The sequence below is a fragment of the Pedobacter arcticus A12 genome, assembly GCF_000302595.1.
Lineage (GTDB): Bacteria > Bacteroidota > Bacteroidia > Sphingobacteriales > Sphingobacteriaceae > Pseudopedobacter > Pseudopedobacter arcticus.
Window position 1 is genome coordinate 973,590 of sequence record NZ_JH947126.1, and the last position, 18,099, is coordinate 991,688.

At 37.2% G+C, this 18,099-nt stretch carries 15 protein-coding genes and 1 riboswitch; of the genes, 9 read left to right on the forward strand and 6 right to left on the reverse strand.

Annotated elements, in window-relative coordinates; genetic code table 11:
• Positions 1-277: 277 nt before the first annotated feature.
• The 4 genes from cysM to B176_RS0111290 form a co-directional block, all read right to left on the reverse strand.
• The gene (gene cysM, locus B176_RS0111275) at positions 278-1,150 is read right to left on the reverse strand and encodes a cysteine synthase CysM (protein WP_017258918.1); all 873 of its coding nucleotides are present in this window, start codon (positions 1,148-1,150) and stop codon (positions 278-280) included.
• Complete coding sequence (gene epsC, locus B176_RS0111280) at positions 1,150-1,965, reverse strand: serine O-acetyltransferase EpsC (RefSeq protein ID WP_017258919.1); 816 nt, start codon at positions 1,963-1,965, stop codon at positions 1,150-1,152. The genes cysM and epsC overlap by 1 nt, the downstream gene beginning before the upstream one ends.
• An 88-nt stretch (positions 1,966-2,053) precedes the next feature.
• Entirely contained in the window at positions 2,054-2,437 is a 384-nt protein-coding gene (locus tag B176_RS0111285) for a DUF3037 domain-containing protein (RefSeq protein WP_017258920.1), read from the reverse strand.
• The gene (locus tag B176_RS0111290; RefSeq protein WP_017258921.1) at positions 2,415-3,206 is read right to left on the reverse strand and encodes a HipA family kinase; all 792 of its coding nucleotides are present in this window, start codon (positions 3,204-3,206) and stop codon (positions 2,415-2,417) included. The genes B176_RS0111285 and B176_RS0111290 overlap by 23 nt, the downstream gene beginning before the upstream one ends.
• Positions 3,207-3,319: 113 nt before the next feature.
• Between B176_RS0111290 and B176_RS0111295 the strand changes: the two genes are divergently transcribed.
• Both B176_RS0111295 and B176_RS0111300 read left to right on the forward strand, forming a co-directional pair.
• Positions 3,320-4,969 carry a M1 family metallopeptidase gene (locus B176_RS0111295; RefSeq protein ID WP_017258922.1) on the forward strand — a complete coding sequence of 550 codons (1,650 nt, stop codon included), beginning with the start codon at positions 3,320-3,322 and terminating at the stop codon, positions 4,967-4,969.
• A gap of 48 nt (positions 4,970-5,017) precedes the next feature.
• Positions 5,018-5,713 (forward strand): head GIN domain-containing protein, encoded by a 696-nt coding sequence (locus B176_RS0111300; protein WP_017258923.1) that lies wholly within the window; start codon positions 5,018-5,020, stop codon positions 5,711-5,713.
• 123 nt (positions 5,714-5,836) lie between these two features.
• Here the strand turns inward: B176_RS0111300 and B176_RS0111305 are convergent, their stop codons facing one another.
• The gene (locus B176_RS0111305; protein ID WP_017258924.1) at positions 5,837-7,873 is read right to left on the reverse strand and encodes a tetratricopeptide repeat-containing sensor histidine kinase; all 2,037 of its coding nucleotides are present in this window, start codon (positions 7,871-7,873) and stop codon (positions 5,837-5,839) included.
• 246 nt (positions 7,874-8,119) lie between these two features.
• On the opposite strand from B176_RS0111305, the gene B176_RS0111310 reads away from it, so the two are divergent.
• The 4 genes from B176_RS0111310 (at position 8,120) to B176_RS20640 (ending at position 12,665) form a co-directional block, all read left to right on the forward strand.
• On the forward strand, positions 8,120-8,473 hold the full coding sequence (locus B176_RS0111310; protein ID WP_017258925.1) for a septal ring lytic transglycosylase RlpA family protein: 354 nt from the start codon (positions 8,120-8,122) through the stop codon (positions 8,471-8,473).
• Between the two features lie 103 nt (positions 8,474-8,576).
• Positions 8,577-8,797, forward strand: a riboswitch (cobalamin riboswitch).
• Between the two features lie 102 nt (positions 8,798-8,899).
• Positions 8,900-9,868 carry a ribonucleoside-diphosphate reductase small subunit gene (locus tag B176_RS0111320; protein ID WP_017258927.1) on the forward strand — a complete coding sequence of 323 codons (969 nt, stop codon included), beginning with the start codon at positions 8,900-8,902 and terminating at the stop codon, positions 9,866-9,868.
• Between the two features lie 111 nt (positions 9,869-9,979).
• Positions 9,980-12,340, forward strand: a complete 2,361-nt coding sequence (locus tag B176_RS0111325) for a ribonucleoside-diphosphate reductase subunit alpha (RefSeq protein ID WP_017258928.1) — start codon at positions 9,980-9,982, stop codon at positions 12,338-12,340.
• 106 nt (positions 12,341-12,446) lie between these two features.
• Complete coding sequence (locus B176_RS20640; RefSeq protein WP_083852710.1) at positions 12,447-12,665, forward strand: cysteine-rich CWC family protein; 219 nt, start codon at positions 12,447-12,449, stop codon at positions 12,663-12,665.
• Positions 12,666-12,724: 59 nt separating this feature from the next.
• On the opposite strand, the gene B176_RS0111330 is transcribed toward B176_RS20640, so the two are convergent.
• Positions 12,725-13,333: a porin family protein gene (locus B176_RS0111330; protein WP_017258929.1), complete on the reverse strand. Its 609-nt coding sequence runs from the start codon at positions 13,331-13,333 to the stop codon at positions 12,725-12,727.
• 308 nt (positions 13,334-13,641) lie between these two features.
• Between B176_RS0111330 and B176_RS0111335 the strand changes: the two genes are divergently transcribed.
• From B176_RS0111335 to secDF, 3 genes are all read left to right on the forward strand, one after another.
• On the forward strand, positions 13,642-14,007 hold the full coding sequence (locus B176_RS0111335) for a methionine-R-sulfoxide reductase (protein ID WP_017258930.1): 366 nt from the start codon (positions 13,642-13,644) through the stop codon (positions 14,005-14,007).
• A gap of 281 nt (positions 14,008-14,288) precedes the next feature.
• Positions 14,289-14,816: a dihydrofolate reductase gene (locus tag B176_RS0111340; protein ID WP_051130026.1), complete on the forward strand. Its 528-nt coding sequence runs from the start codon at positions 14,289-14,291 to the stop codon at positions 14,814-14,816.
• 95 nt (positions 14,817-14,911) lie between these two features.
• Positions 14,912-17,872, forward strand: a complete 2,961-nt coding sequence (gene secDF, locus B176_RS0111345) for a protein translocase subunit SecDF (protein ID WP_017258932.1) — start codon at positions 14,912-14,914, stop codon at positions 17,870-17,872.
• The last annotated feature ends 227 nt before the right edge of the window (positions 17,873-18,099 follow it).

Consider the following 18,099-nt stretch of genomic DNA (forward strand, 5'->3'; position numbering starts at 1 on the left):
AACCAAAATGGTATTTATTTTTATTTATAGAACAGTAGGCTGTATGGTTTAGAAAATAACCACCTCTGAAATCTGTTTAGAAAATAGCAGGTGTAGAAACTTAAGTAAGTAAAAACGAGAATGAAGGACTTGCTAGTGAGATATCTCCTATCATCGACATGACGGCGAGTTTATTGGAATAAAGTCTAAAAACCGACAACTCACGAAAGCTCAACTAAAAACTAACTAACTAACTAACTAACTAACTAACTAACTAACTAACTAACTAACTAAAAACCTACCCAAACAAGTCGCTGCTTAGATAACGATCACCTCTATCGCAAGCAATAAAAACGATTACGCCTTCTTTTAATTCTTTAGCCAATTCAAGTGCTGCGTAGCAAGCTCCACCGCTACTCATCCCCGCGAATATTCCTTCTACCTTTGCTAAATCCCGAGCAGTTTGTGTAGCATCTTCTTGCGAGACATCCATCACCCTATCTACTCTAGTGGCATCAAAAATCTTTGGCAGATATGCTTCTGGCCAACGTCTAATACCTGGAATTGATGCACCTTCCGTAGGTTGGCAGCCTACAATTTGAACAGCGGAATCTTGCTCTTTCAAATACATCGAAGTCCCCATAATGGTACCTGTGGTGCCCATAGAACTTACAAAATGGGTAATTTTATGGTTGGTATCTTTCCAGATTTCTGGTCCGGTAGATTTATAGTGCGCTAAATAATTATCTGCGTTAGCAAATTGATTCAGTAAAAAGTATTCGCCGGAAGCTCCTTTTTCTTCCGCATAATCTCTACATTCCTCAATGCCATCAAGCAAAATAACTTTTGCACCAAAAGCTTCCATGGTTTGGGTACGCTCTCGTGTAGAATTTTTGGGCATAATCAGCTCAATCTCCAAATCAAACAAACGGGCTATCATCGCCAAAGCAATACCTGTATTTCCACTAGTTGCTTCAATCAGCTTAACGCCAGGTTTAATATCTCCACGCTCAATCCCGCTTTGGATCATATTTAAAGCTGCCCTGTCTTTCACGCTCCCGCCTGGATTATTACCTTCTAGCTTGGCGTAAATTTTAACATTTGGGTTGGTGTTTAATTTTTGAATTTCAACAAGTGGTGTATTACCCACTAAATCTATAATTGTGCTCATTAAGCGTTAGAATTAGAGTTTTCGATAACCTTGATAGACGGTGTGTGGTAAACCGTAGAATTTGCAGGAACGCTCTTTGTTAACCAAACGTTTCCGCCGATTATGCTATTTGTACCAATCACAGTTTCGCCACCTAAAATGGTAGCACCGCTATAGATAACCACATTATCTTCAACCGTTGGATGGCGCTTTACTCCCGCCAAAATCTTGCTTACGCTTAAGGCGCCCAAAGTAACACCTTGGTAAAGCTTAACATTGTTTCCTATAATAGCAGTTTCACCGATAACAATCCCTGTACCATGGTCGATACATAAAAAATCGCCAATCTGCGCTCCTGGATGGATATCTATTCCGGTTTTTGAGTGCGCATATTCAGTTAAAATCCTGGGGATTAAAGGGGTCTTTAGCTTTAATAATTTATTTGCAATCCTATAAAATGCTATAGCCCAAAAGCCAGGATAGGTACGAATGACTTCGAACTCGTTATTTGCAGCAGGATCACCACTGTTTAAAGCTACGATATCGTTCTTTAAAGTTGCGTAAATATCTTTTAAGCTATTGATAAATTCTGCTGCAATTACATCATTATGGCAATCTTTACAAGCTTGGGTAGCGTCTAAAAGATTGTTAAGTTCAACTTGTAAAAGATCAAATTCTTTACTTATCTCTTCTTCAGAATTATATATCTTATCAGAAAGTTCGGGAAAAAGCAAACCTATAATTGATAAAGCCCATTTAGCAATCTCCTCATTAGCTGGAATTGCCTGAGCACTCTGTTGCCTTTTATACAAGGCTGTTATGAAATCTTTATCCATCAGAACCAAAGGTACTTTAAAGTCTTTTACGACGAACAAAATTTAAAAACTTTTCTATTTAATTTGTGTAAAAAAACGTCGTTTTAGTTTATGAAACCATCTGACTAAAAATGCTTTCTAATTTTGTATTTGCATCTGCACAGAAACCAGGATGAACTTTAGAGGTCTGTATCACTGTACTTCGAGTTGCGGTAAGCCACCTAAAACGCGATGGTAGATCCAAATCGGCAATTACTGACCCTATATTTTTTCCGTTGCAAATCGCTGTGAAAGCATCAAGGTTCTTTTCCAATTCTTCAATATCTAAATCGGGACTTAAAGCCAAAAGTTTACTTTTATCTAAAAAAAACTTTCCTTTTAAAAAGTGCTGTTGCTTGCAAAATAAAATTACACCCACGTTAATAAACTCCTCGCGTTCTACCCTTGGCACAACCCTTATAATTGCGTACTCAAATAAGTGCTGTTCTTGCATCTTCAATGGTTTTTACGAAATTATTAGCGTGGTTGATACGGGTAGTCAAAAAAGTTAGGTAAGCGTCTCTAAACTCTTGTGGAGTGTCAAAAAAGTTATCGTTCAACCAATCGTCTGGGATCAGACTAACCACGCCTTCCAAAAACTCTGCTGTTAATAATTGCTTCGCTTTTTGGTCAACAGAAGCAATATCACTCGCCTGCTTTAACAAAACATGATCTTTAATCAATAAAAACGGAGACTTTGCCTGCTCTTTCCAGTTTGTCCACGAGTGGTGAAAGTATAAAGAAGCTCCATGGTCAATCAACCAAAGTTCTTTATGCCACATCAACATATTGGTGTTTTTTGCGGTGCGGTCCATGTTCATCAGCAAGGCATCCAACCAAACTATCGTAGAAGCCATACCTTCATCAACCACATTTACCGCCGGATCAAAGGTAATTGCGCCAGATAAATAGTGCAAAGCCAGATTTAAACCAGTGCTAAACTTTAGCAAATCCTGGATCTCCTCATCAGCCTCGGTTCTTCCAAACGCTTCATCCAAAGTTGCAAATACAAGTTCTGGCATTCTTAATCCTAGTTTCCTGGCAATTTCACCACCAATCAGTTCAGAAATTAACGCGTTTGTACCTTGCCCCGCTCCTCTAAATTTAAGCACATACAAAAAATCGTCATCAGCTTCGGCAATTGCCGGCATCGACCCTCCTTCTCTTAAAGGAGTTACGTAGCGCATTACTTTTACAGTCCGTATATTTGGTTTTTGTACCATTCTTCAAATCTATTTTAAAAATTTTGGATTAGAAAGCCTTAACAAGCTTTGTAATGATGGGGTGATTTTTTGAACCGGTTTAAGATATTTACTAATTTCGATTATAGAAATCTATGAAATACAGCTACTACGCTTTCTTTTGTTTAACACTGCTTTCGCTGAGCGCTGAGGCACAGGTCACTCATGGTAACCAAACTTATAGCCGAGCAGACACCTTACGAGGGAGTTTAACTTCGCCTTACCGAACCTGTTACGATATCAACTATTACCACCTAAACGTCAAAGTAAACCCTCAAGAAAAATTTATCAGCGGAAGCAACCTTTTCAAATTTACTGCAACCACCAACTTTACAGAACTTCAGTTTGATTTATTTGCCAATTTGGAGATTGAAAAAGTTATTTACCATGGTAAACCTTTAGTATTTAAAAGAGAATTTAATGCTGTTTTTTTGAGTTTTAATGAAGAAATAGCCAGAGGAAAACAGGACAGTTTTACGGTTTACTACTTCGGGAAACCAACGGTTGCGAAAAGAGCACCTTGGGACGGCGGTTTTATTTTCGCTAAAACCGACACAGGAGAAGATTGGATTGCAACGGCCTGCCAAGGTGTGGGCGCTAGTATTTGGTATCCAAACAAAGACCAACAAGCAGACGAAGTAGATAGCGCTTTAATCAGCATAAGCGTACCCAACAAAATTATGGATGTTTCTAACGGGCGCTTGATAGGTAAAACCGATTTAAAAAATGGCTACACCCGTTACGATTGGAAAGTTACCAACCCAATCAACAATTACAACATTGCTATAAACGCCACCAATTATGCTCATTTTAAAGATCGCTACAAAGGTTTAAAAGGCGATTTAAGTTTAGATTATTACGTATTGCCCCAAAATATGGCAAAAGCAAAAAAACAGTTTACAGATGTAAAACGCTTGTTAACGGCTTTTGAATACTGGTTTGGTGCTTATCCTTTTTACAAGGACGGTTATAAACTTATAGAAACCCCACATTTGGGTATGGAGCACCAAAGCGGTATTGCTTACGGAAATGGTTACAAAAAAGGCTATTTAGGAACGGATTTATCTGGCACAGGCTGGGGTTTAAAATGGGATTTTATCATTGTACATGAATCCGGGCATGAATGGTTTGGCAACAATATCACTGCAAAAGATATTGCCGATATGTGGGTGCATGAAAGCTTCACCAATTATTCCGAGAGCTTGTTTACAGAATATTGGTATGGTAAAAAAGCTGGTGCCGAATATGTAATTGGATCAAGGAAAAACATTTTAAACGACCAACCAATTATTGGCAATTACGGCGTAAACAAAGAAGGTTCTGGCGACATGTATTATAAAGGTGCAAACATGTTGCATACCATCCGTCAGATTATTGATGATGATAAAAAATGGCGTTCTATCTTCATAGGATTGAATCAGAAATTCGGGAAGAAAACCTGTACCGGAGATGAAATTATTGAATATTTTAACCTTCAAACGGGTTTAAACCTCAGTCCAATTTTTAATCAATATCTTAAATTCAAAAACATACCCGTTTTAGAGTTACGCCAAACCGGAAATAAGGTGGAATGTAGATGGCTATCAAACCTTGCTGAATTTAATATGCCTTTACGTTTAAATAACAAGCAGCAGACTTGGATAAATCCGAGCACAGAATGGTCTGTAATTCACAATATTAGCGACGTTAAAAACGTTGAAATCAAAAAAGATTTCTACATCGAAACAAAAATTTTGAACAACTAAAGCAACTATTCCATAATTTCAGCGTCTTATATAAAAACACCTTTACAGATGAACAAATTTTTTCCAGTCTTTACAATCTTATTTCTTTTTACAATTTTGAGTGCTGGCACTGCAAATGCGCAAGAAAACCGAAGCGTTAAAAACTTCCATTCCATTGCAAACGCCGGAGCCGTTGAGGTTTTTGTAAAAATGGGCGACGAAGAAAGCTTGAGTATTGAGGGTTCTGATGATGACTTGGAGCGAATTGAAACGGTAGTGCAGAACGGAATTCTAAAAATACGCACCAAGCGTGACATCAACAACTGGAACGTTGCTGTGAATACTGTTAAAGTGTTCATTACCGCTGTAAAATTAGACGCGTTACTACAATCAGGCTCTGGAAGCATCGATTTAGACGGTGAAATGAGTTCTGCGAGTGCCGATTTCCAGTTGAGTGGTTCGGGAAGAATCATCGCATCTATGGATACGCAAAGTGCAAAAGTAACCTTGAGTGGGTCTGGAAATATTGCTTTGGCAGGAAAAGTTGGAGAGTTAAATATAACTATGGCTGGCTCTGGCGATGTAAACGCGGATAAGTTAGAAGCAGAAAATACGAAGGTCAAAATTGCTGGAATTGGAACTGCTTACATCAATGCATCAAAAACTATCGACGCAAAAATAGTTGGTCCGGGTGCTGTGAAATACGTTGGAGAGCCCATTATTACAACCAAGAAAATAGGCGATGGTTCTGTGAGTAAAATGTAATCTCAGTTCGTTAAATTCAAGATTCATTAGTATTTAACACTTGTTTTTTGGAAGACTTAAATCTATAACGGGTAACATTTTTTTATCCGTATCTGGGTATGATAAATCGATTTTAATAAAACCCTAACTTTTTGGAAACTCTATAAAAAATGTAGTACCGACATCAACATTGCCTTCAAACCAAATTTTACCGCTGTGTTTTTCCATTATTTTTCTAGATATAGACAAACCTAAGCCGAACGGTTGTTCGCCACTTGTACCTGTTCTTTTAGCCTCTGTAAACATGTCAAAAACACTTTCTTTATCCTTATCAGCAATCCCAATCCCGTTATCAGAAACATAAATAACAATACTGCTTTTATACTCTTTTATACCAGTTTTTATTACGCCACCAATCAAACTAAATTTTATCGCATTTACCAACAGGTTATTTAAAACTCTCCAAACTTTTTCATAGTTCACCTTTGAGAAAACCGGTTCATCTAGCTCTTGGTTTTCAAAAATTATCTGTTGTTGCTTCTCCTTAGCTTTAAACTGCAACAGTTCTACCGAATCATAAAGTAAAGCTTTCAAATCTAGACTTTGAGTTTCAATTGGGGTATCTTCATTGGCTAAACCCGTTTTAAGCAACTCATTAATCATCTCTATAGAATGTAAGCCCGTACTTTCAATAAGCTTAAGCATTTTGGAGCTCTCTTCATCAAAGTTGTCATCATCTAAAAGCGCAGATGCTAAACCTGACATTCCTGATAATGGATTTCGTAGATCATGTGCCATTATCCGCATAATCCGAATATAATTTTTGTTTGCCCGCTCCAGCTCATCAATCGCTGAGGTAATTGCTTCATTATCCTTAACAGACTCTCGATGCAGTCTTTTAACTTTTCTTAGGTTATGGTAAACTAACGTGATAATAATTAAAATCAACACTAAAAACTCTATTAATCCGGCCACATAAATCCTTCTAACCTGGTCGCTATGACGGAGTTTAGTCAGTTCCTGTCTTTCCACAATAGACTTCATTTCCTTAGCAACATCCAGATTAGAAATCTCTTCATTTTTTAATGCTAAAGAATCAGAGGTATCGGAATATAACTTTTGATAGTAAAAAGCACTATCGGGCTGGTTGCTTCTATGAAAGTAATCTGCGTATTTTTTGTACCACAAGAGCGTATATAAATCTGGTTTTTGATTCTTGATATCCAACAATGATCTGCTTTTATTAAAAGCAAGCAGTGCTTTATTATATTGCCCGTTAAGGGTATAAATCTCGGCCAATTTTAGATACGGAGGAATTAAAATATCACCCTTAGGATCTTTGTTCATGGCTAAACTCTTTTGTACATAGGCTTCTGCCAATGGCAGGTTGCCAAGCTTTAAGTTTAAGCCTCCTAAATTATCGTACAAAATACCTCTCATTAGGTTGGCGTAATCTGTGTTGATTTCACCAGCCTTTTCAACTTCTGCTATTCGCTCTTCAAACAGTTTATAATATTTGGCAGCGCTATCTAACTGCCTATTTTTAAAATAAAAGAAACCAGCGTTATTTAAACACATCTCGGGTCTATAATAACTAGCCCTTAACAGTTTCTGCTCCTGACAATGCTTTGTTAGATAATAAGACTTTAGGTTGTACTCGGCGGCTCTTACATAATCTTTTTGATCTGAATAAAGTTGCGCAAAACGACTAAATAAATAACCTTTCTTGCAGTCTTTTTCCAGAGGCAATGATTTAGCCTCCACATAAAAATTTAGTGCTGTTAGCTGGTTTCCATTTTCATAACTAACGTCTCCGTTAAGCACTAGCGTTTTAAAATACAGATCCAGGTGCTCATCTCTAAACAACTCATCGTCAAACATTTTCAATGTTTTCTGCGCTAATGATGAGCGTATTGGCGCTAGTTTCTTTTCAGCAATTGCATACAAAACCTGATAATTTACAACCTGCGCCTTATTACTGTAATTATTTATATCTACAGTTTGTAATAGCATTAGAGCTTTAGCTTTATCAGCAGCTAAAATCAGGCTATCGGCTATATTTAAAGTGTCATGGAGTTTGTCATCTTTCTTAGCATGTTTTTCTTCGCAGGATGAAAAACTAACTACAGCAAAAATAAGATACCCAATTATCCAATTAACGGAAGTAAACTTATTTTTCATAGAGAGCAGGTAATGTATTCCAAAGGAATACTTAATTCAAAGGTGCAAATTTAAAATAAATAATTGAACCGTAATATCATCCGCTAAATTTTCGTTTGATGATTCTCAAAGTTTTCAAAGGATAAGTATTTGAATACAACGCCAAATTCCAAAAAAACGAGCTACATAAAAGAAGGGTAAATCTGCTATAAACACTTATTTCTAAAAAACATAAAAGACTTCGGGTAAAAAAAACTAAATTCGAAAATGGGTTTATTAACTGTTGTATTATTAAACATCTTAACGCTTACTGCGCCGGTAGATAGTATCTCAAAAACCGGAAAAGCAACCTATTACGCAAAAAAGTTTGAAGGCAGAAAGACCACTAGTGGAGCAGTTTATAGGGCAAACAAATTTACCGCCGCACATAAAACATTACCCTTCGGCACAGAGGTTACCGTAACCAATTTAAATAACAACAAGTCTGTAACGGTTGTAATTAACGACAGAGGTCCGTTCGGTAAAGGACTAATCATTGACCTATCTGTTATTGCCGCAAAAGAAATTGGATTATACAGCAAAGGGATAGTACCTTGCAAAATCACCTACGAGGTACCTTAAAACCACGCTCATTCTTGCCCAATCACACAAATGTTGATAACAACAAAGCCTGTTTAAAACTTGATTAAGCAGGCTTCATTTTTTAAGCTTAGTTTTGTAACAGTTATTAAAATACTTGTTTCGGTTTTGGGTGTTAACACGCCAAAATTAAAAGGGAACCGTGTTAAAATCACGGGCTGACGATGCAACTGTAATTCTGTTTTGCTGTATTTGGACATAGCATCAAAAATCTACAAAATAAAATATCACTGAGCGCACACCGCAATTGGGAAGATGTTTTGTAAACGGAAGAGCCAGGAGACCTGCCAAATGAGTTTTTCAAGACTTTCACGTAAAAGGTTTTGATAAAAGCATCTGATTGCTGCATCCGGAGCAGTGTTCCTACCCTTTTGTCAATTCCTGTTTGTTAATTTTTAAAACTTAAACATGCAACAGGAAGAAGTATTACTCAAAGAAAACAAAGACCGCTTTGTTATTTTACCGATCAACTATCCCGCAATTTGGGAGATGTACAAACGCCACGAGGCTAGTTTTTGGACCGCCGAAGAAATTGACTTATCTGCAGATCAAAAAGACTGGGATAATTTAACAGATGGCGAGCGGCATTTTATTGGCCATGTTTTGGCATTTTTTGCAGCCAGTGATGGTATTGTAAACGAAAACCTGGCTATCAACTTTATGCGAGAAGTTCAAGTGCCAGAAGCCAGGTGTTTTTACGGTTTCCAGATTATGATGGAGAACATCCACTCAGAAACCTACGCTCTGCTCATCGACACCTACATCAAAAATCCTAAAGAAAAAGACCATTTATTACACGCTATTGATACCGTTCCATGCGTTACCCGAAAAGCTAACTGGGCTTTAAAATGGATCGAAAACGGAACTTTTGCACAACGTTTGGTAGCTTTTGCAGCGGTTGAAGGCATCTTTTTTAGCGGAAGTTTCTGCTCTATTTTCTGGTTAAAGAAAAGAGGTTTAATGCCAGGTTTAACCTTTAGCAATGAACTGATATCTAGAGACGAAGGATTACACTGCGAATTTGCTTGTTTGCTTTACGGAATGCTAGCCAATAAAATGAGTAAAGACGAAGTTTACGACATTATTAAAGAAGCGGTAGAAATAGAAAAAGAGTTTGTTACAGATGCTTTACCAGTTGATTTAATTGGCATGAACGCTCGCTTAATGCAACAGTATATTGAGTTTGTTGCCGATAGATGGGTTACTGAGCTTGGCTATCCATTGATTTACAATGCAACCAATCCATTCGATTTTATGGAGATGATTTCCTTACAGGGAAAAACCAATTTCTTTGAAAAACGCGTTGGCGATTACCAGAAAAGTGGCGTATTGGGCGATGCCGCAAGTCAGTCTTTTTCTTTGGAAGAAGATTTTTAATAAGTAGCAAGACACAAGTAGCAAGTATCAAGACACTTAATTAGCTGACAAACTGTGCAGATCATCTTGATACTTGATACTAACTACTCGATACTAAAAAACTAAAACAAGATGTTCGTAATAAAAAGAGACGGTAGAAAAGAGACCGTAAAATTTGATAAAATAACTTCTCGGATAGAGAAATTGAGTTATAGCCTACATCAGGATTTTATTGATGCTGCTGAAGTAGCTAAAAAAGTTATTGATGGAATATACGACGGTGTAACTACTTCTGAGCTGGGTAGTTTAGCTGCAGAAACCGCTGCTTCCTTAACTACCCGCCATCCAGATTATGCTTTACTGGCTTCACGTATTGCTGTTTCTAATTTGCATAAAAATACCGTAAAATCATTCTCCGAAACCATGAAAATGCTCCATGGTTACATCGATAAAAAAACGGGTAAAAATGCCTCGCTAATTGCGGATGATGTGATGCAGATTATAGCAGATAACGCAGATCTTTTAGATAGTACAATTATTTATGATCGTGATTTTGCATTCGATTATTTTGGATTCAAAACCCTAGAGCGGTCCTATCTTTTAAAAATAGACGGTAAAATTGCCGAACGCCCGCAACACCTTTTTATGCGTGTATCTGTGGGCATTCATAAAAACGATTTAGAAAGTGTAATTAAAACTTACACTTTAATGAGCGAAAAATGGTTTATCCACGCAACACCTACTCTTTTCAATGCTTCAACACCGAAGCCACAAATGTCGAGCTGCTTTTTGGTAGCGATGAAAGATGACAGTATTGAAGGCATTTACAGCACCTTAATGCAAACAGCAAAAATATCGCAAAGTGCTGGTGGAATTGGTTTAAGCATTCATAATGTTAGAGCCACAGGTTCATACATTAGCGGTACAAACGGAACTAGCAATGGTATTGTACCAATGCTAAAAGTTTTTAACGATACCGCAAGATATGTTGACCAAGGTGGAGGCAAACGCAAAGGAGCTTTCGCGATTTATTTGGAACCATGGCATGCAGATATTTTTGCCTTCTTAGATCTGAAAAAGAATCACGGAGCAGAAGAAAACAGAGCCCGTGATTTGTTTTACGCACTTTGGATTTCTGATTTATTTATGAAACGCGTAGAAGCAGATGGGGAATGGAGTTTATTTTGCCCACACGAATCTCCGGGTTTGGCAGATTGCTATGGCGATGAATTTGAAAAACTATACACAAGGTACGAAGCTGAAGGAAAAGCCCGCAAAACAATAAAAGCGCAAGAGCTATGGTTTGCCATTTTGGATTCTCAGATTGAAACTGGAACGCCTTACCTATTGTACAAGGATGCGGCCAACAGTAAATCGAATCAAAAAAACTTAGGTACAATCAAAAGTTCAAATCTATGTACCGAGATTTTGGAATATACCTCACCAGAGGAAGTTGCGGTTTGTAATTTAGCTTCGGTTTCTCTGCCATCGTATATTGAAAACGGCGAATTCAACCATCAAAAACTTTATGAAGTTGCTTATCAGATTACCATTAACCTTAACCGAATTATCGACAATAATTATTACCCGGTTGAAGAGGCAAGGTATTCCAACTTCCGCCACCGCCCAATTGGCTTAGGTGTGCAAGGTTTGGCAGATGCTTTTATGTTGCTGAAAATGCCGTTTGAAAGTGAAGGCGCCAAACAATTGAATATTGATATTTTCGAAACGCTTTATTTTTCTGCCATGCAAGCTTCTGCTGATTTGGCAATTAAAGAAGGTGCTTATGACACTTTTAAAGGCTCACCGCTATCAGAAGGTAAGTTTCAGTTTGATTTGTGGAATGTAAAACCAACAAGTAAAAGATGGGATTGGGATAAATTGCGCAAACAAGTTGTTAAAACCGGTGTCAGAAACTCGCTGTTATTAGCGCCAATGCCTACTGCTTCTACTTCTCAAATTTTAGGCAACAACGAATGTTTTGAACCTTATACTTCTAATATCTACTCTCGCAGGGTATTAAGTGGCGAGTTTGTGGTTGTAAACAAACATTTACTAAAAGATTTGGTAGAATTAGGTTTGTGGGACAACAAAATGAAAGAACAGATCATTTTGGCTAACGGTTCTGTTCAAAATATAGAAAATATCCCAGCGCATATCAAGGAGCTTTATAAAACTGTTTGGGAAATTAAAATGAGAACCATTATTGATATGGCTGCAGACAGAGGTGCTTACATCTGCCAGTCGCAATCTTTAAACCTATTCATTAATTCGCCTACAGCATCTAAGCTAACTTCAATGCATTTTTATGCTTGGAAAAAAGGCTTAAAAACCGGCATGTACTATTTGCGTACGCAAGCAGCCAGTCAGGCGATCAAATTTAGCGTACAAAGTCAGGCGATAAAAGAAATTGACCCCGTAATAAACGCTACGGAAATAATAGAGGGAGAAAGCTGTAGCATGGAAGAAGGATGTTTATCCTGTAGTGCGTAAAACGATTAGATTAACATCATAAAGAGAGTTTAGTTTTAGTTAACTAGGCTCTCTTTTCATAAAAGGACTATCTTTACGTTTTGAAAACGCAATTTCCAAAACTTAAATGAGCACCCCAGCATACACCAAACATGAGGTTATTATTTGTGAGCGTTGCCAACTGAAAATAGAATGCAAAGCAAACAACTTTACACAGTGCCAATGCAGTAAGGTGGTTTTAAACCTCAACGAGGTTCAATATGTATCAGAAAATTATGAAGGTTGCTTGTGTGCCAGCTGTTTACTAGAATTGCAACGGGAGTATCAAAAAATACTGAAGGAATAGAACAAAAAAAGACCGACAAATTCTGTCGGTCTTTCTCTTAAACTTTGTTTTTCTTGACTTTAGAAAGAAAAGCCTACAGAAATTGAAAAAACTTTATTTTTAGTTTTCGCGTCACCATCGTTAGATAGGTTACTTAATCCTAAACCATAACCGGCACCAAAATTTAGGCCGTTTGTTAACTGGTATCCAGCTAAAAAGTTTAATCCAAAATCAGTTCCTTTAAGTTCATCGTCTCCATTTCCAAATTTAACATCCTCGTCGTCTTCACCTTCGGCTTTAATTTTTCCAGATAATCCAAAAGCAGCGTACGGACCAGCGCCAAAGTAAAGTCCCCCTACTTTGTAAACAACGTTCACAGGTACTTCAAGATACATTAAGTTTGTTGAAATGTCCATTCCTCCTCCTTCAATTTCAAAACCTTTACCGCTTAACATTAAACCGGGCTGAAGACTTAGTTTTTCTGAAAAAGAATAATCCACCAAACCACCAACATGGAATGAGGTAACAGATTCAGGACTAACGGATATCCCGCTAGAACTAAAGGTCATACTTGCAAAATTAACCCCAGCCTTAATGCCGAATTTAACTTTAGAACCTGAATCGCCACCCTGAGCGAATGATGCGCCTGATACCATAACAGACAACAATAGAATACATAGTTTTTTCATTATTTATTATTTTGGTTTGATTATCTCAAAATAAGGTATATTTAACTAGACTTGCAACGATTAATTATTGATTTTTTTAACTCAGCATTAATAAAAAAAATATTTATAAAAATCATCCACCAGAAAACCTCTTAAAAGCCACTAAACACGAACTTTACGCGGGATTAATTAATCAGCGATTAAAAACGAAACACCTAGTATTGAAAACCCATTAAGAATATTCAGGTATTTAATCGATTTAACAATAGTGGTCCATCTGCAACGTTTAATTTAATATAGTTAACAATCAAAATTTAATATTTTCCACCATGAAACTCAACAAACTAACCTCCGAAGAGGAATACATAATCATAAATAAAGGAACCGAAAGACCTTTTATTGGAGAATACACCAATTTAAAAGATGCTGGAACGTATGTTTGCAAGCAATGTGATACGCCACTATACCATTCGGATGATAAATTTGAATCGCATTGTGGATGGCCCAGTTTTGATGATGAAATTCCGGGTGCGGTAAAAAGGGTTTTGGATGCCGATAGACGAAGAACCGAAATTGTTTGTGCCAATTGTGGCGGACATTTAGGGCATGTTTTTGAAGGAGAGCGCTTAACAGAAAAAAACACCCGCCATTGTGTAAACTCAATAAGCATGAAGTTTATACCGAAATCGAAATAAGCTGTAAGTAAATGCTCAGTTTTATCACAAAATCCCCCCTATTCAAAACTGAATCACTAAAGGAGAATTTCAAAACACCTGTTCTTACGGGTTAAGGATTGAAGTGACATCCTTTTGGCTTTTTTGCCAAAAGATATAACGAAAAGCCTGTTAAAACCTCCAAAATCTCCTCAAAAAACGTATTAAGCATTTTTAGCGGTCAATTGCTACAGGAGACCAACCCTAACCGTTTGGCAAAAAATACTATATTTGGCTTCGTTCAAAAAAAACCGAAACCAAACATGCAAAATAACGAAGACAATGAAGTCCCTCTTGGGAAATTCAAAGGCTTATCACTTATTGTAGCTACCGACAAAGAAAACGGAATAGGAAAAAACAATCAGCTACTATGGCACCTGCCAAACGACCTTAAATTTTTTAAAAAAGTTACTTCTGGGCATAGCGTAATTATGGGTCGAAAAACTTTTGATTCTGTAGGAAAACCTTTACCAAATCGCAGAAACATTGTAATTAGTCGCCAAGCAGATTTAAAAATTGAAGGTGTTGAAGTTTTTGACAACCTCGGCAATGCAATTAACGCTTGTAAAAACGAAGACGAGTATTTTGTTATTGGCGGTGGCGAAATTTACCGACAGGCTTTGGCATCAACAGATCAGATTTATTTTACTAAAGTAGATGGAAGCTTTAGTGCAGACACGTTTTTCCCGAATTTAGATGCGCAAAAATGGCAAGTGGCATGGAAACAAGAGCATCAAAAAGATGAGAAACACGCTCATGATTATACTTTTTTAATCCTAAAAAAACATTAGCTAATAAATTAACCAATAGGGATTTTATAAATTAAAAATTTAATTAGCTTTGCCCTCTTGAATAAAACAGCAATTACACCAATCATTTAAAAAAAATGCAACAAAAAGGAATTATTAAGTTTGCAGCAATTGTATTAACACTTCTATGTTTATATTCGCTTTCTTTCACTTTCGTTACCAAAAAAGTAGAAAACGATGCTAGAGAATACGCTAACGGAGACCCTGTAAAAGAAAGAAGATATCTTGATTCGGTTTCTAACCAACCAGTTTATCCTGTTTTTGGACATACTTACCAGTATGTTAAGCAAAAAGAGATTCCTTTGGGTCTGGATTTAAAAGGCGGTATGAACGTAACAATGGAGATCGAATTATCTGCATTGATTAAAAGTTTAGCAAACAACCCAACTGACGAGAAGTTTAACCAAGCTTTAGCAAACGCAGAAAGTCGCTTGGCTACTTCACAAGAAGGTTTAGTGCCTCTTTTTGTTGCTGAATACGAAAAACTAAATCCTAACGGCAAGTTGGCTATCTTTTTTGCAACCAAAGAAAATGCCGACGACATCAAATTAAACGCATCAAACGCAACTGTTAAAACATTTTTAGACAAACAAGCTACATCAGCAGTTGAACGCTCTTTCAATATTTTAAGAACACGTATTGATAAGTTTGGTGTAACACAGCCAAATATTCAGTTACAAGATGGTTCTAACCGTATTTTGGTTGAACTACCAGGTGTAACAGAAAAAGAAAGAGTACGTAAATTATTACAAGGTTCTGCAAAATTAGAGTTCTACGAAACTTTCGACAACTCAGAAATTTTCCCTTTGTTGCAGAACATCAACAATATTTTAGCAGCAAAACAACCTAAAACAGAAAAAGCTGTTGCAGCAAAAGACACTACGCAAGCTGTGGCTAAAGCAACTGATAAACCTGCTTTATTAAACGCTAAAAAAGACAGCACAACTAAAGACTCAACAAATGTTGATGCTTTGGCAAAATCAAATCCTTTGTTTGCAGTTTTATCACCAGCTACTTACCAAGGTGAAAACGGACAACAAGGCTTACGTCCTGGCCCAACTGTAGGTTATGCCTTGGAAAGCGATACAGCCGGAATCAATAAATTATTTGCAGAAGAAGACATTGCAAGTTTGATTCCCAACAACTTAAAATTACTTTGGGGCGTAAAATCTACTTCCCCAGAAAATAAAGTTTTCGAACTTTTTGCAATTAAAGCTACCGGAATAAACGGCGAACCAGCATTAGCAGGCGACGTAATTTCTAACGCTCGTGAGGATTTTGACCAACGTGGAAATCCAGAAGTTGTAATGGTAATGAAAACCGATGGAGCTAGAGAGTGGAAAAGAATTACAGCTGCGGCTGCAGGCTCTCCACAAAGCGAAGACGATAATAAATGTGTAGCTATTGTTTTAGATAATGCTGTTTATACTGCTCCGCGTGTTTCTGGCGAAATCCCTAATGGTATCTCTTCAATTTCTGGAAACTTTACGGTTGACGAAACAAAAGATTTAGCCAACGTATTAAAAGCGGGTAAATTACCAGCTCCAGCTAAAATTGTTCAAGAAGCGGTTGTAGGTCCATCTTTAGGTGCCGAAGCAATCAGTTCTGGTTTAACATCTGCAGTTGTGGGTTTAATTGTAGTATTAATCTTCATGATTTTCTATTACAATAGAGCTGGTACGGTTGCAAACGTTGCGGTAATCGTAAACGTATTCTTCCTAATGGGCGTATTAGCATCATTAGGTGCAGTACTTACCTTGCCAGGTATCGCAGGTATCGTTTTAACATTGGGTATGGCAGTTGATGCCAACGTTTTAATTTACGAACGTATCCGTGAAGAATTAAACCTAGGCAAATCCTTACGTTTGGCAATTTCAGATGGATATAAGCATGCAATGCCATCTATCTTGGATTCGCAGATCACCACCTTGTTAACGGGTATCATTTTATACGTTTTCGGTTCTGGTCCAATTCAAGGTTTCGCAACTACTTTAATTATTGGTATTGTTACTTCATTGTTCACAGCGATATTAATCTCTAGATTAATATTTGAATGGATGTTGAAAAAAGAGATGCCTATTAAGTTCTCAAACCCTTGGAGTGATCATACTTTCAAAAACGCCAATTATAACTTTGTAGGAAAACGTAAGATTTTCTATGCTATCTCTGGTATTTTCATCACTTTAGGTATTCTATCAATCTTGGTTAGAGGTTTCTCTTACGGTGTGGATTTTAAAGGTGGTAGAACCTATGTAGTGAAGTTTGAAAAAGCAGTAACTACAGATAAGGTTAGGGAAGCGGTTAATGATGTATTTGGCGTAGCTTCTGAAGTAAAAACTTTCGGTAGCGCAGACCAAGTAAGAATTACTACACCTTACATGATTGATAACCAAGCAGACAATGCTGATCAATTAGTAGAAACAAAATTAAAAGAAGGTTTAACAAAAGTAACCGACAATCCATCTACCATAGAAAGCTCGCAAAAAGTGGGGCCAACCATTGCAAACGATATCAAAATCTCTGCAATCTACGCGGTAGGCTTCTCTATTTTAGCAATCGGCTTATATATCTTCATCCGTTTCAGAAAAGTGTCTTACAGTGTTGGTGCTTTGGTGGCATTAACGCATGACGTTTTATTGGTACTATCTTTCTTCTCTTTATTTAACGGAATTTTACCATTCTCCTTAGATATTGATCAAGCATTTATTGCCGCCATATTAACGGTAATCGGTTATTCCATTAACGATACCGTGGTAGTATTTGATAGGGTTAGAGAGTATTTATCTAATCACCATGCTAAAACAGACAACATGTCTGTGGTAATTAATGACGCGATCAACAGTACTTTGAGCCGTACCGTAATTACAGCTTTAACCGTAGTATTCGTTTTAGCGGTATTATTTGTTTTCGGTGGCGAAGTAATCAGAGGTTTCTCTTTCGCATTATTAATCGGGGTAATCTTTGGAACTTACTCTTCTATTTGTGTAGCTACACCAATAGTTGTTGATATTGTTGGAGAAAAAAAAGATAAGAAATAATTTTATCGAACTATAAACAAAAGGCTTTTGGGTTTACCTCAGAAGCCTTTTTTGTTTTTATGAAAAGCCAAACCTCTGCCAATAAACAAAGGCAGTCGGGCTATCCACTCATACGCCTACCCTTTCACCTATTACCACCACACGGCATTAAGCGCAAGGCCGGTAACCGTTGTTATCCCGTTTATTTAACTTAGGCTTTTGCTATAAAGAGAGATTGCCTCATCAGC

Bases quoted from the DNA above. Each gene is read 5' to 3' on its own strand.
- cysM (WP_017258918.1), bottom strand. From the start codon at position 1,150: ATGAGCACAATTATAGATTTAGTGGGTAATACACCACTTGTTGAAATT.
- epsC (WP_017258919.1), bottom strand. From the start codon at position 1,965: ATGGATAAAGATTTCATAACAGCCTTGTATAAAAGGCAACAGAGTGCT.
- B176_RS0111285 (WP_017258920.1), bottom strand. From the start codon at position 2,437: ATGCAAGAACAGCACTTATTTGAGTACGCAATTATAAGGGTTGTGCCA.
- B176_RS0111290 (WP_017258921.1), bottom strand. From the start codon at position 3,206: ATGGTACAAAAACCAAATATACGGACTGTAAAAGTAATGCGCTACGTA.
- B176_RS0111295 (WP_017258922.1), top strand. From the start codon at position 3,320: ATGAAATACAGCTACTACGCTTTCTTTTGTTTAACACTGCTTTCGCTG.
- B176_RS0111300 (WP_017258923.1), top strand. From the start codon at position 5,018: ATGAACAAATTTTTTCCAGTCTTTACAATCTTATTTCTTTTTACAATT.
- B176_RS0111305 (WP_017258924.1), bottom strand. From the start codon at position 7,873: ATGAAAAATAAGTTTACTTCCGTTAATTGGATAATTGGGTATCTTATT.
- B176_RS0111310 (WP_017258925.1), top strand. From the start codon at position 8,120: ATGGGTTTATTAACTGTTGTATTATTAAACATCTTAACGCTTACTGCG.
- B176_RS0111320 (WP_017258927.1), top strand. From the start codon at position 8,900: ATGCAACAGGAAGAAGTATTACTCAAAGAAAACAAAGACCGCTTTGTT.
- B176_RS0111325 (WP_017258928.1), top strand. From the start codon at position 9,980: ATGTTCGTAATAAAAAGAGACGGTAGAAAAGAGACCGTAAAATTTGAT.
- B176_RS20640 (WP_083852710.1), top strand. From the start codon at position 12,447: ATGAGCACCCCAGCATACACCAAACATGAGGTTATTATTTGTGAGCGT.
- B176_RS0111330 (WP_017258929.1), bottom strand. From the start codon at position 13,333: ATGAAAAAACTATGTATTCTATTGTTGTCTGTTATGGTATCAGGCGCA.
- B176_RS0111335 (WP_017258930.1), top strand. From the start codon at position 13,642: ATGAAACTCAACAAACTAACCTCCGAAGAGGAATACATAATCATAAAT.
- B176_RS0111340 (WP_051130026.1), top strand. From the start codon at position 14,289: ATGCAAAATAACGAAGACAATGAAGTCCCTCTTGGGAAATTCAAAGGC.
- secDF (WP_017258932.1), top strand. From the start codon at position 14,912: ATGCAACAAAAAGGAATTATTAAGTTTGCAGCAATTGTATTAACACTT.